A 12,797-nucleotide genomic window follows, 5' to 3' on the forward strand; every position below is an offset into this window, starting at 1 on the left:
TAAGAACGAATCCAAAGTTCAGACACGGGGAGATAGAATATGAAAAAAATTGATATGCTCACACCTATAGGGATACTAATTGGTATCTCTATGGTTGTGTTTGGGGTTATTTCAAGTGGAGGAATGAGCGGTTTTTTAGCTTTTATTGATGTGCCATCGATTTTAATTGTACTGGGAGGCGTTTTTGGTACGCTGTGCGTGAGCTTTCCGTTAAAACAATTAAAAAATATGGGAAGAGTAGGGAAACAAGCGTTTCAATCGAAAGAAATAAACGTAGAAGAAATTGTAGGAACATTTGTACATTTATCGGAAAAAGCGCGTCGAGAAGGGCTTCTATCGCTAGAAGCAGAGCTTGAACAAATCGATGATTCATTTGTGAAAAAAGGTATTTTGCTAGCCATTGATGGAGTAGAACCAGAAATGATTCGAGAGTTGCTTGAAGCTGAAATAGCTGCAGTAGAAGAAAGACATACGAGAGGTCGAAGTATGTTTGAAAAAGCAGGCGATTATGCCCCCGCTTGGGGAATGATTGGGACGCTCGTTGGGCTAGTGCTAATGCTTAAAAGCCTTAATACCCCTTCATCGCTTGGGCCTAACATGGCAATTGCTCTTTTAACGACTTTCTACGGGGCGCTGCTTTCAAACTTGTTTTTTCAGCCAATCGCAGCTAAATTAGCTGGTAAAACGGAGCATGAGCTTTTTGTTAAAGAAGTGATTATTGAAGGTGTCATCGGCTTGCAGGCGGGGCAAAATTCTCGCTTTGTGCAAGCAAAGCTAAAAGTATTTGCCCCTGTTGAAAAACGAAAGCTGGAAGAAAAGAGAGAACACGTTCGTGAAGCGTAGAAGAAAAAGGTATTCGGCACAGTCGCCAAAATGGATGGTAACATTTGCTGATTTGGTGACGTTAATATTAGTTTTTTTTATTTTACTATTTTCAATGTCTAGCGTTGATAATCAAAAGTTTCAGACCGTTGTCAATTCGCTTACAAGCGGTGGCTCATTAGCTTCTGTAGAAAAGAGCCAGCAGTCTCAAAAGCTGGATAACATTTTAGCGAAAGTGCAAAATTACCTGAAGGAAAATAAGCTTCAGAATGTTATTACTGCTAAGCGAGATGAACGCGGAGTTGTGCTTATTTTACAAGAACAGGTGCTGTTTGAAACAGGACAGGCAGACATTTTGAAGAAAGGTACCCCTTTCCTGGATGAATTAGGAAGGTTATTCAGTACTATTCCAAATGATATTAAAGTAGAAGGTCATACCGATAATCGACCTATTCACACCTATCGTTATCCATCTAATTGGGAACTATCGGCAGCGCGTGCCAGCGGCGTCATACGTTATTTAACGAACCACTTTTCTCTTTCTGCTAACCGCTTTGAAGCACTTGGATACGGAGATACAAAGCCGCTTGTTCCGAACACGTCTAATGACAATTTACAAAAAAATAGACGCGTCGAAATTATTATTTCAGATCCCGAAGCACAGTGAAAAAGGCCATACGTTTGTATAGCCTTTTTTTAAGAATGAGATGTATGAGAACGAATAGGATAAAGAGCGCGCTCAAGAGTTTGAGCGTTTTTTTCTGTTATTTCTGGTTTTCTTGGAATTGGCTGATAGATATTAGGTTCATCATCCCACTGCGTGCAAATGGGGTGAGGCGATACTTTTGTCCATTTTTCAAGCCATGATAGAGGAAGCATGCCTTCTGCCTTTCGTTCAATCATTTCAAGCCAAATGAATGACCAAGCCCGAGGAACAACCCGCCAAATATCATAACCTCCTCCGCCAACCGCAATCCATCTTCCCTGACAGTATTCATGGGCAATTTCATGAGCAATTTTAGGAATCTCACGGTATATTTTCGTGGTGCCGCATAAATGAGTGAGCGGATCGTAATAATGAGAATCGGCTCCATTTTGTGTCAAGATAACATCTGGTTTAAAAAAAGCAGCTACTTCTTTTAAAGAGGTCTTATAAACGTCGAGCCAAGACTCATCTTCCGTATAAGCATCAACAGGCACATTAAATGAATAACCATAGCCTTCACTGTGCCCGCGTTCGTTAACGTTTCCCGTGCCTGGAAACAAGTAGCGTCCCGTTTCATGAATGGAAAGAGTACAAACGGAAGGATCGTCATAAAATGTCCATTGCACGCCGTCACCATGGTGAGCATCTGTATCGACATAGAGGACGCGCGCGTTGTACTTTTGCTGCATATATTTGATGGCTACCGCGCTATCGTTATAAATACAGAAGCCGGAAGCTTTTCCTCGAAAGCCGTGGTGCAATCCTCCTCCTAAATTTAGAGCATGCTTAGCTTTTCCAGTCATTACATAATCTACAGCCGTAAGTGTACCCCCAACTAAAAACGCACTGGCTTCATGCATGTTGGGAAACATAGGTGTATCTTCTGTTCCAAGACCAAAATCTGCTGCTTTTTCAACAGAAAGCTCGCCGCTTCCTGCTAATTTTACCGCTTGAATATAGCTAGTATCATGGACAAGCTGAAGTTCTTCATCAGATGCCATCCGCGGTAATACAATATCTTGATTGCCTAAAGCGCCAAATTCCCGTAACAGTTCATATGTTAGTTGAACACGAAGCTGGTTAAACGGATGATTGTTGCTGAATTTGTACGAAAGAATATCATCTGAATAAATAAATACAGCATTACTAGTCATTACGTCATCTCCGGTAATTTAGGCCATAGCACCTCATAGCCGTTTTCTTTTAATGTATTTATACTAATCAATGGATTAATAGCTTGAATGCGAAGCACAAGGATTTTATATCGTTCATCTACATCAGGGTAGACAAGTACGCTTAAGATGTTTGTTCTCTTTGAACCAAAGAGGGATGTAACTTCAGCAAGCACGCCAGCCTTATTTTCTACTTTTATTTCAATTTGTGAACCTGGCTTATTAGTGCCGGTAAGCTGAATAAACGTATGTAGTAGATCTCTTTCGGTAACAACTCCTACTAACCGCTTGTTTTTTGTGACGGGAATACAACCGATTTGGTGTTCATAAAAAATGCTTGCAATTTCTTCAACAAAATCAAGAGGGTGAGCTGTAATGACTTCTGTTTTCATAATCATCCGCACGGGTTCGGATAGAAGAGCAGATGTATAAGTATTATCTAAAATAGATGGACTTGCATCTCTTACGTCTCGATCAGAAATGATGCCAACTACGTGATGGAGGTCATTAACGATAGGAATATGTCTAATCTTATGTGTATCTAAAAGTTTCATAGCTTCAGCAATCGTATGGTCGGGGGTTAAGGTAACGAGATCGGTTTTCATCATCTCTTCAACAATCATCAGACACAGCTCCTTTTCTTAAAGGTCAGCTCAATACATAAAGCGATTTCGAAAGCGCAGGCTATCAAATTCTTGTATGCTTTCTTGAGGGACTCTGCTCCCGATTCTTACCATCAAACAATTAGCAGGGTGGGAGCTAATCTCCGGATCATCTGTGGCAAACCACGTCAGTCCGCCTTTATTCATCATTTTCTCCATAATCTTGCGGTAATCCCACACATTTAGCCCTGTTCCTTTTAAATCCCAATGCCAGTAGTATTCTGTCGTAATGACAATATAATCTTCCATTGCATCATCCATCATAGATACGATAAGCAAGTTTTTGCCAACAGAGTAGCTGCGAAACGGGGCAGCTACCTCTATAGCTCCTAATTCGATTAAATTCTCCATATTTCCTTCCGACCATCGTTCTAGAGGATCGGGATATAAAAAGGTGACATAACCAATGATTGTATGATGATGACGAGCAATAATGATTCTACCTTCAGGCAAGTTGGCAATCTCGATCAATGCTTCTTTTTGCTGTTCAGGTGGACGAAAGGCCGTTAGTTGCTCATGAAAATCAAGTTGTTGCAAGGTTTGTGAGGAGACAGGTCCTTCAATAACAATTGCTCCAACCGCTGTTTTTAGTTCTTTCATATTGTATGTTTGGGAATGTTTCACATGAATCACCACCTTCAAGCAGTCTTATCTGTATTATAATACAAAAAAAACTCTACATTAAAGCGTTTTCAAAAAATTAAATAAAAGAAAAGGAGTTTTTTCAAAAACATAGAATAGGAAATTAAAAGAGATTCTTGTTAATTCGACACTTATATAACAAAGGTTGTCATATAACAAGGGAGACTATTATCCCAATTCCGACAAATAATTTTTATAAAATTGTGAAAAGTCTATTTTTGTTATATAATAGGTTTGTAAATTTTATACATAAGGGGGAGTTTGTGATGAAGGTGGAAGCGCTTCCTGTAATTGAAGGGGTATACAACTTACAGGACTACGATAAAACGTATCAAACCTTTGACTGGTCACAAGTGGAGAAGGAATTTTCATGGCATGAAACAGGTAAATTAAATGCAGCTTATGAAGCAATTGATAAGCACGCAAACTCTACGCGTAAAAATAAAGTTGCGCTTTATTATCGAGATGCGCAGCGCAATGAAAAATATACATTCAAAGAAATGAAAGAATGGTCAAACAAAGCCGCAAACGTGCTAAAACAAGCAGACGTAGAGAAGGGAGATCGTGTGTTTATCTTTATGCCTCGCTCTCCGGAACTTTATTTTGCATTGTTAGGCGCGGTGAAGCTTGGCGCTATTGTTGGGCCTTTGTTTGAAGCATTCATGGAAGGTGCAGTAAAAGATCGTTTGCAAGACAGTGATGCAAAAGTGTTAATTACAACGCCTGAACTGCTGAGCCGCGTTCCGGTGAAGGATTTGCCAGCTTTAAAACACATTCTCCTTGTAGGGGAAAATGTAGCAGAAGAAGGCATTCAACTAGATTTTCTGAAGCGATTAGAAGCGGCGAATAAAGAGGTGGAGATTGAGTGGGTAGATAGAACAGATGGTATGCTGCTTCATTATACATCAGGTTCAACTGGAAAACCAAAAGGGGTGCTTCACGTTCATAATGCAATGCTTCAGCATTATCAAACTGCTAAGTGGGTGCTCGACTTAAAAGATGACGATGTGTATTGGTGTACAGCAGATCCGGGTTGGGTAACGGGAACTTCCTACGGAATTTTTGGTCCTTGGCTTGCTGGAGCAACAAATGTGATTGTAGGAGGACGCTTTAGTCCAGATGCATGGTATCAAGCACTTGAAGATTTTGGCGTAACGGTTTGGTACAGTGCGCCTACAGCATTTCGTATGCTAATGGGTGCTGGAGATGACTTAGTTAAACGCTATGATTTAAGCAGCCTCAGACATGTATTAAGCGTGGGAGAACCATTAAATCCTGAAGTGGTACGCTGGGGAATGAAGGTTTTCCAAAAACGTATTCATGACACGTGGTGGATGACTGAAACTGGAGGTCAGACGATTTGTAATTACCCGTCTATGAAAATTAAACCAGGATCTATGGGAAAACCTATTCCGGGTGTACAAGCAGCAATCGTTGACGATCAAGGACAAGAGCTTCCACCTTATCGAATGGGTAACTTAGCAATTAAAAAAGGCTGGCCATCTATGATGCATGCAATTTGGAACAACAAGGAAAAGTATGAGTCATACTTTATGCCAGGCGACTGGTACGTATCAGGTGATTCCGCGTATATGGATGAAGACGGTTATTTTTGGTTCCAAGGCCGAATTGATGACGTTATTATGACCGCAGGAGAACGAGTTGGTCCATTTGAAGTAGAAAGTAAGCTTGTTGAACACCCTGCTGTAGCAGAAGCGGGTGTCATTGGTAAGCCTGATCCTGTGCGTGGGGAAATTATTAAAGCGTTTATCGCACTTAGAGATGGGTATGAATCTTCAGATGAACTGATTGAAGATATTCGTCAATTTGTGAAAAAAGGGTTAGCTGCTCATGCAGCTCCACGTGAAATCGAGTTTAAAGATAAGCTACCTAAAACACGAAGCGGTAAAATTATGCGTCGCGTTTTAAAAGCGTGGGAATTAGATTTGCCAACGGGCGATTTGTCGACGATGGAAGACTAAGGAGTAAACGTTTCAATCTTTGTATGGAAAATAAGTGATTTTTATAAAGTTCAAACAGCCAGCTGTTTGAACTTTTTTTTGGACTTGAATTTTAAAATGAAATCATTCATAATTGTGGGGTGTAAACTTTTAAATAAAATAAACTGCAGTGATAGGAAGAAGTAATACTTGTCTCCCTGTTTAAGAGAGCTGATGGTTGCTGAAAATCAGTACATAGACAAATATGAAATACGTCCTTGAGCATCTTTTGTGAACTTACAGTAGCAAAAGACGGGTAGACCGTTACATCATTTAAGTGGGAAATAATTTATTTCCAAATAGGGTGGTACCGCGATATTTTCGTCCCTTCTTTTTTAAGAAGGGGCGTTTTTTATGTTGTTCAACAAATTGTAACGAGCAATTAGATAAAGGAGAGAATATAACATGGATATTTTACAAGATCTTGAGTTTCGAGGGCTCATTAATCAACAAACGGATGAAAAAGGTTTAAATGAACTTTTGAGTAAAGAGTCTGTTCGTTTGTACTGTGGATTCGATCCAACAGCCGACAGCCTTCACATCGGCCACATGCTTCCTGTTTTAATTTTGCGTCGCTTTCAACAAGCTGGACACCAACCGATTGCATTAGTTGGTGGAGGTACGGGTCTTATTGGAGATCCAAGCGGTAAAAAAGCAGAGCGTACGTTAAATGAAAAAGAAACGGTTGCTATGTTTAGTGAGCGTATTAAAGGTCAGCTTTCACGCTTCTTAGATTTTGAAGAAGGTGAAAATGCAGCGGTTATTGCGAATAACTATGACTGGATTGGCACGTTAGATGTTATTACATTCCTACGAGATATCGGTAAAAACTTTGGTATTAACTACATGATGGCAAAGGATTCTGTTCAATCTCGTATCGAATCAGGCATCTCATTTACGGAATTCAGCTACATGATTTTACAATCATATGATTTCTTGAACTTATACCAAACGTATAACTGTAAGCTTCAAATTGGCGGCAGCGACCAATGGGGAAATATTACAGCTGGCTTAGAATTAATTCGTAAATCAGAAGAAGATGCAAAAGCATTTGGATTAACAGTTCCGCTTGTAACAAAAGCAGACGGCACGAAGTTCGGTAAAACAGAAGGCGGAGCAATTTGGTTAGACGCTGAAAAAACAAGTCCGTATGAATTCTACCAGTTCTGGATTAATACAGATGATCGTGATGTTATAAAATATTTAAAATACTTTACATTCTTATCACATGAAGAAATTAATGAATTAGCAGCATCTGCAAAAGAAGCGCCTGAAAAACGCGAAGCACAAAAAGCACTAGCAGCGGCGATGACTACGCTTGTACACGGTGAAGAAGCTCTTGAGCAAGCCATTCGTATTTCGCAAGCTTTATTTAACGGAAGTATTTCAGAGTTAACAGCAGAAGAAATTAAGCAAGGATTCAAGGATGTTCCTTCTTACACGCATACAGGTGAAGATATTGGTTTAATCGATTTACTTGTAGAAAGTAAAATCTCTCCTTCTAAACGTCAAGCGCGTGAAGATATTTCAAACGGTGCGATTTACTTAAACGGTGAGCGTGAGCAAGATTTGCAAAAAACAGTAGGAGCAGAAGACCGTATTGAAGGTCAATTTACAGTAATTCGTCGAGGCAAGAAAAAATATACGCTTATTCAATACGCATAAAAAAAGGCCGAAAGGCCTTTTTTTGTATAAAGACAGTAAAAAAGCCGCTCCATAGGGAACGGCTTTTTACTATTAACGAGAGTAGAACTCTACGATTAGTGCTTCGTTGATTTCAGCAGATAATTCAGAACGCTCAGGTAAGCGAGTGAATGTACCTTCTAATTTCTCAGCGTCTACTGTTAAGTAGTCTGGTACGAAGTTGTTAACTTCAAGCGCTTCTTTCACGATTGAAAGGTTGCGAGATTTTTCGCGAACACCGATCACTTGACCAGGTTGTACACGGTAAGATGGGATGTCAACGCGTTTACCGTCAACTAAAACGTGACCGTGGTTAACTAATTGACGAGCTTGACGACGAGTGCGTGCAAGACCCATACGGTATACTAAGTTATCAAGACGAGCTTCTAAAAGAATCATGAAGTTCTCACCGTGCTTACCAGTTAATTTACCAGCAGCAACGAATAAGTTACGGAATTGACGCTCAGTTACACCATACATGTGGCGTAATTTTTGCTTTTCTTGTAATTGTAAACCGTACTCAGAAATTTTCTTACGTTGACCTGGGCCGTGTGGACCTGGAGCGTAAGGGCGTTTTTCTAATTCTTTACCTGTACCACTTAGAGAAAGACCTAAGCGACGAGAGATTTTCCAACTTGGACCTGTATAACGAGCCATGATGACTCCTCCTTGTTTGTGTTTTTATTTTATGCAAAACAAAAACAGACACATTCTAGCGATATGCTCATTTTGTTTTCATGTACCATCGCTCTAGCAGCAGAGAGTTACACGATACACCATCTTTTTAAAAGAATTGCTACTTCTGTAAAACAACCTTTTAATGAGGAACAAAATGAAAAAACATAAAGAAGATTGTATAAGCTGCAATATTTCACACAACGAGTATTATAGGTGTTTCCTCGTATAAAGTCAAGGAAGATTGAAGATTAAAAGATTGTAAAAGAAAGGATATATTCATTTGAAGTATGAAAAGAGAAGAAAGAACGTAAGAAAACGGTGGTGATGGCTAATCAAACGTTTGTTTAATAAGCAAAAACCGCTGATTTGCAGCGGTTTTTTTGCTTATTCATATTTAAAGAAAAGAAGTGAGTTCTTTGACGAATTCTTCAAGATACTGTTGATCGATTTCATCAAAGCGATTTTTGATTGGACTGTCAATATCAAGAACACCTAAAAGCTGACCGTCTTTTACAATTGGTACAACGATTTCAGATTGAGAAGCGGCATCACATGCAATGTGGCCAGGGAAGGCGTGAACATCTTCAATTCGCTCTGTTTTTTGATTTTGAGCTGCTGTACCGCATACGCCTTTTCCAAGTGGAATACGAACGCAAGCCGGCAGTCCCTGGAAAGGTCCAAGCACTAACTCCCCGTCTTCCATTAAATAAAAACCTACCCAGTTTACTTCATTTAAAAATTGATTTAGCAAAGCTGAAGCATTTGCTAGATTAGCAATCGTATTGCTTTCTCCTTCTAATAAGGCGCGTAATTGCTTAATTACTAATTCATAATCCTTTTGTTTTGAGCCGCTGTAGTTTTCGACATTAAACAATGTATTCTCCTCCATTCAACATAAGATTTAATGAATTTTTATCAGGAAACGTCAGTTTTAACGCTACTTTGTCGATAAAAGATTACAGGAACTAAAAAGCCTATCACGAATTATGTAGAGAGGCTACTAAAATCCTTTTTAAATACTGTAACGATTTCTACACAATTTTGCAATCATATGTGTTTTGTAAAAATAAATCGAAATGAGGTGTAGATAGATGGCTGTACAGTCAAAAACGAAAGAGAAAATTATTGATGCGGCCGTTTCTCTTTTTAACGTAAAAGGTTTTGATGGTACGTCGGTGCGCGAGATTGCAGGAAAAGCGAAAGTGAACGTAGCGAATATTTCATATTATTTTCATAGCAAAGAAGGATTGCTTGAAAGTTTAGTGATTTCTTATTTTGAAGGTTATATTGGGGTGTTGGAGCAAGCATTTCAAGAAATGAAAAAGCTGTCTTCAACAGAAAGTATGATCGTAATGATTCGAGCTATCTTACATTACCAGCACGAAAATAGGCATATTGCCCGGCTCGTATATAGAGAAATCTCTCTTGACACGATTTTAATTCGAGAAGTTATGACTACGTATTTAACCAAGGAAAAATACTACTTAAAAACAATCCTTGAAAGAGGGATGAAAGAAAAGGAGTTTCGAAAGCTGCACGTTTCCTTTACAATCATTGAGCTTAAGGGCATGCTGTCTATGCCTTATCTTCATCCTCAGTACCTAAGTGAAGTTCTTCATATATTGCCTCACGAACCGTATTTTGTTCAGCAATATGCGATTGAGCTTGAGCGATGGGTGCACACAACGGTATGTTTGCCATATGAACGGACAAACAAACTTCGCGTTCAATTATCTTAAATGAAGCTCTCTATAGCCTTGGCCTAAATCCTTCGCACAGTGGGCGTCTGACCCATATACGAGAGGGATTTTTTTCTGTTGGGCTGCCTTTACGACAAAGGGAGCTGGATACGCTTCCTTGCACAAAGGTTTAAACAACCCTGCACCATTATAATCCAACGCCAGATCTTTCATTTTTATTTCATCGAGTATTGATAAAATAATAGGGGAAAGTGTGTCTTCATATGGAAAGCGAGTTTGAAATTTATGTACGAGTGTCATATGACCAATGCGCTTGGGCTTATAAACGCCTAAATTGGCCTGTACAGAGCGTAATACCGTGTTGTAATACTTATCATATACTTTGCTTACGCTGCCAAACTTCTGTACAATATGTGCAAATACGTCAGCGCTAAAATCCAGGCAGTCATATCCTTCTTCATGTTTTAAGAAATGGACAGAAAGGATGCTGTCATCGAGACAAGGACCATACTCGTTTAAGAAATCTGTTGTTTCTTGTTCAAATCCTTCAATAAAGTCAACTTCCAATCCGACATTGATACGAATATCGCGCTCAAATTCTTTTTTAACTTGCTGTACGTTTTGAATGTAGCGATCAAGTTTGTCAGGATCCATTCCGCTGTCGCGATCAGGCGTCGGATCACTGAAGCTTTTTGGTAATGGAGCATGCTCTGTAAACGAAATCTCGCCAAAGTTCAGGGAAATCGCCTGTTCAACATATTGTTGCAATGAATCAGGTGAACCGTGTGGGCAAAATGGAGTATGAATATGTTTGTCAACTTTCATAAAAAATGCCTCCTTTTTTCTTCTTTTTCCATTGTAACGACACAAAGTGACTCCATGCCAATATTTTGTATAAAAAAATTTAATTTTTTGCTCAAAAGTTGGACTTTACATGGTATCATAAAAACATTGACGCAAAAAAATTTAAAGGATTAAATTCACCCTTTTTATAAATAAGAAACTTGTCATGTAGAACGCACTGTAAGGGGGCTTAGTATGGAATTCATTATAGCACTAATCATACTTATTATCGGATTAGTTGTGTACGGAATGTTTTCACGTAAAAAGATTTATCAAGAAATTGATCGCCTGGAAACGATCAAAGTCGAATTAGCAAATACGCCAGTTGCAGAGGAAATTTCAAAAGTAAAAGAATTGAACATGACAGGTCAAACTGAAGAGCTATTTGAACGTTGGCGTGAGCAGTGGGATGAAATTATATCAACTAATCTCCCGAAAATTGATAAAGAACTGTTTGAAACGGAAGAAGCAGCAGATAAATACCGGTTTAAAAAAGCGAAGCAGTTATCTATACATATTGATCAAGCCTTAGAACAAACCAAGATAGATATTGAAAACATACTTACTGAACTTCAAAATTTAATTGGTAGCGAACAAGATAATCGATATGATATTGAGGAATTAAATCAGCTTCACCGCCACGTGAAGAAAAAATTGCTCGCACATCGGTATTCCTATGGAAATGCTGAAAAAACGTTAGAATACGCAATTAATACATCTAAAGAGCAGTTTAAAAAATACGAGGAAGAGACGATTAACGGAAACTATCTTCAAGCACGTGAGATTGTTCTTCAATTAAAAACTGATTTAACAGCTATTGATTCGTATTTAGAACAAATTCCAAAAGTGTTAGTTGAGTGTCAGACCACTCTTCCTGTTCAGTTCAATGAACTGCTTGACGGGTTCCGCGAAATGAGTGAGCAGGGATATGTGTTAGATCATCTGCAAGTAGAAGAAACGGTAGAGCTTTTAAAACAAGAAACTGCTGAAATTATTGCAGATATTGAAGAATTATATGTGGAAGAAGCGATTACAAAACTAGATGATGTGAACGAACGCTTAGAGCAGTTATATGACTCACTTGAGCATGAGGTTTTCTCCTATCATAAAATGAACCGTGAATCTCATACGGTATCTAACTTCCTTCGTATGCTTCAAGAACGAAACCGTGAACTTCGTGAAGAAACGCTATTTGTACAGCAGAGCTATCATTTTAAAGAGCGCGATTTAGACGTATATTATAAAATGGACCGCGAACTAAAACGATTGACTAACTTGTACTATAATATTTCGGACAAGGTGGCGGAGCACAATTTAGCCTACAGTGTGATCCAAGAAGAACTCGAAGACGTTTCCAAACAGCTTAACCAATTAAAAGAATCTCAGGAATCCTATAGCGATATGCTACAAGCTCTTCGCAAAGATGAGCTCTCGGCTAAGGACAAAATAGAAGAACTGAAATCTCAGTTGATTGAAGCAAGACGCCTTATTCAAAAAAGCAACCTTCCCGGTGTTCCTGAAGAATACAAAGTGCAGCTTGAAAAAACGGTTCATATCTTAAATGAAGTAACCGCTAAGCTGAAAGAAAAACCGCTTAATATTCAAGCTGTTCAATCTTTACTTGAAGATGCTGTTGGTTTTGTTCAGGATACATTTGATGAAACAGAGGCAATGTTAGAAGAGGCGCGACTCGTTGAAAGAGTGATTCAATACGGTAACCGTTATAGAAGTACTCATCACTCGATTGCACAGTCTTTAGAAGAAGCAGAAGAAGCGTTTCGTCATTACGAATACAAAGAAGCATTAAAACAGGCATCTGCAGCTATTGAGCAAGTAGATCCTGGTGCGCTGGATCGTATACAGCGTATTGTATCTTCACAGAGTTAAAA

General features: G+C 39.0%; 12 protein-coding genes and 1 other annotated feature. Of the genes, 6 read left to right on the forward strand and 6 right to left on the reverse strand.

Going from position 1 to position 12,797, the window contains the following annotated elements; all coding sequences use genetic code 11:
• Positions 1 to 39: 39 nt before the first annotated feature.
• A complete protein-coding gene (motP, locus tag ACNHOZ_RS00525) occupies positions 40 to 843 on the forward strand; it encodes a flagellar motor protein MotP (protein ID WP_033579602.1) in 804 nt (267 codons plus the stop codon).
• Complete coding sequence (motS, locus tag ACNHOZ_RS00530; protein ID WP_028411813.1) at positions 833 to 1,489, forward strand: flagellar motor protein MotS; 657 nt, start codon at positions 833 to 835, stop codon at positions 1,487 to 1,489. The genes motP and motS overlap by 11 nt, the downstream gene beginning before the upstream one ends.
• A 29-nt stretch (positions 1,490 to 1,518) precedes the next feature.
• Here the strand turns inward: motS and ACNHOZ_RS00535 are convergent, their stop codons facing one another.
• Genes ACNHOZ_RS00535 through ACNHOZ_RS00545 form a run of 3 tightly spaced genes read right to left on the reverse strand, consistent with a single transcriptional unit; the run spans position 1,519 to position 3,986 of the window.
• On the reverse strand, positions 1,519 to 2,682 hold the full coding sequence (locus ACNHOZ_RS00535) for an acetoin utilization protein AcuC (protein WP_028411812.1): 1,164 nt from the start codon (positions 2,680 to 2,682) through the stop codon (positions 1,519 to 1,521).
• A complete protein-coding gene (locus tag ACNHOZ_RS00540; protein WP_028411811.1) occupies positions 2,682 to 3,323 on the reverse strand; it encodes an acetoin utilization AcuB family protein in 642 nt (213 codons plus the stop codon). Before ACNHOZ_RS00540 ends, ACNHOZ_RS00535 begins: the two co-directional genes overlap by 1 nt.
• Positions 3,324 to 3,353: 30 nt before the next feature.
• The gene (locus ACNHOZ_RS00545) at positions 3,354 to 3,986 is read right to left on the reverse strand and encodes a hypothetical protein (protein ID WP_048019684.1); all 633 of its coding nucleotides are present in this window, start codon (positions 3,984 to 3,986) and stop codon (positions 3,354 to 3,356) included.
• Positions 3,987 to 4,270: 284 nt separating this feature from the next.
• On the opposite strand from ACNHOZ_RS00545, the gene acsA reads away from it, so the two are divergent.
• On the forward strand, positions 4,271 to 5,986 hold the full coding sequence (gene acsA, locus ACNHOZ_RS00550) for an acetate--CoA ligase (protein ID WP_028411809.1): 1,716 nt from the start codon (positions 4,271 to 4,273) through the stop codon (positions 5,984 to 5,986).
• A 139-nt stretch (positions 5,987 to 6,125) separates the two neighbouring features.
• Positions 6,126 to 6,336 (forward strand) — a binding site (T-box leader).
• Between the two features lie 73 nt (positions 6,337 to 6,409).
• Positions 6,410 to 7,669 (forward strand): tyrosine--tRNA ligase, encoded by a 1,260-nt coding sequence (gene tyrS, locus ACNHOZ_RS00555; RefSeq protein ID WP_028411808.1) that lies wholly within the window; start codon positions 6,410 to 6,412, stop codon positions 7,667 to 7,669.
• A gap of 72 nt (positions 7,670 to 7,741) precedes the next feature.
• Here tyrS and rpsD read toward each other — a convergent pair whose 3' ends face one another.
• Together rpsD and ACNHOZ_RS00565 are read right to left on the reverse strand one after the other, a co-directional pair.
• Positions 7,742 to 8,344 (reverse strand): 30S ribosomal protein S4, encoded by a 603-nt coding sequence (gene rpsD, locus ACNHOZ_RS00560; protein ID WP_013059485.1) that lies wholly within the window; start codon positions 8,342 to 8,344, stop codon positions 7,742 to 7,744.
• Between the two features lie 415 nt (positions 8,345 to 8,759).
• Positions 8,760 to 9,239 (reverse strand): GAF domain-containing protein, encoded by a 480-nt coding sequence (locus ACNHOZ_RS00565; protein WP_014458011.1) that lies wholly within the window; start codon positions 9,237 to 9,239, stop codon positions 8,760 to 8,762.
• Between the two features lie 217 nt (positions 9,240 to 9,456).
• Here ACNHOZ_RS00565 and refZ point away from each other — a divergent pair, with 217 nt between their 5' ends.
• Positions 9,457 to 10,104 carry a forespore capture DNA-binding protein RefZ gene (refZ, locus tag ACNHOZ_RS00570; RefSeq protein ID WP_014458012.1) on the forward strand — a complete coding sequence of 216 codons (648 nt, stop codon included), beginning with the start codon at positions 9,457 to 9,459 and terminating at the stop codon, positions 10,102 to 10,104.
• Here refZ and hisJ read toward each other — a convergent pair.
• Positions 10,096 to 10,890, reverse strand: a complete 795-nt coding sequence (gene hisJ, locus ACNHOZ_RS00575) for a histidinol-phosphatase HisJ (protein ID WP_048019685.1) — start codon at positions 10,888 to 10,890, stop codon at positions 10,096 to 10,098. The genes refZ and hisJ overlap by 9 nt on opposite strands.
• A 213-nt stretch (positions 10,891 to 11,103) precedes the next feature.
• Between hisJ and ezrA the strand changes: the two genes are divergently transcribed.
• Complete coding sequence (ezrA, locus tag ACNHOZ_RS00580; protein ID WP_013059480.1) at positions 11,104 to 12,795, forward strand: septation ring formation regulator EzrA; 1,692 nt, start codon at positions 11,104 to 11,106, stop codon at positions 12,793 to 12,795.
• Positions 12,796 to 12,797 lie beyond the last annotated feature (2 nt).

The organism is Priestia sp. D51, from assembly GCF_053345675.1.

What these genes read in the sequence shown, in the direction of transcription:
- motP (WP_033579602.1), top strand. Translation starts at nt 40, where the DNA reads ATGAAAAAAATTGATATGCTCACACCTATAGGGATACTAATTGGTATC.
- ACNHOZ_RS00535 (WP_028411812.1), bottom strand. Translation starts at nt 2,682, where the DNA reads ATGACTAGTAATGCTGTATTTATTTATTCAGATGATATTCTTTCGTAC.
- ACNHOZ_RS00540 (WP_028411811.1), bottom strand. Translation starts at nt 3,323, where the DNA reads ATGATTGTTGAAGAGATGATGAAAACCGATCTCGTTACCTTAACCCCC.
- acsA (WP_028411809.1), top strand. Translation starts at nt 4,271, where the DNA reads ATGAAGGTGGAAGCGCTTCCTGTAATTGAAGGGGTATACAACTTACAG.
- tyrS (WP_028411808.1), top strand. Translation starts at nt 6,410, where the DNA reads ATGGATATTTTACAAGATCTTGAGTTTCGAGGGCTCATTAATCAACAA.
- rpsD (WP_013059485.1), bottom strand. Translation starts at nt 8,344, where the DNA reads ATGGCTCGTTATACAGGTCCAAGTTGGAAAATCTCTCGTCGCTTAGGT.
- refZ (WP_014458012.1), top strand. Translation starts at nt 9,457, where the DNA reads ATGGCTGTACAGTCAAAAACGAAAGAGAAAATTATTGATGCGGCCGTT.
- hisJ (WP_048019685.1), bottom strand. Translation starts at nt 10,890, where the DNA reads ATGAAAGTTGACAAACATATTCATACTCCATTTTGCCCACACGGTTCA.
- ezrA (WP_013059480.1), top strand. Translation starts at nt 11,104, where the DNA reads ATGGAATTCATTATAGCACTAATCATACTTATTATCGGATTAGTTGTG.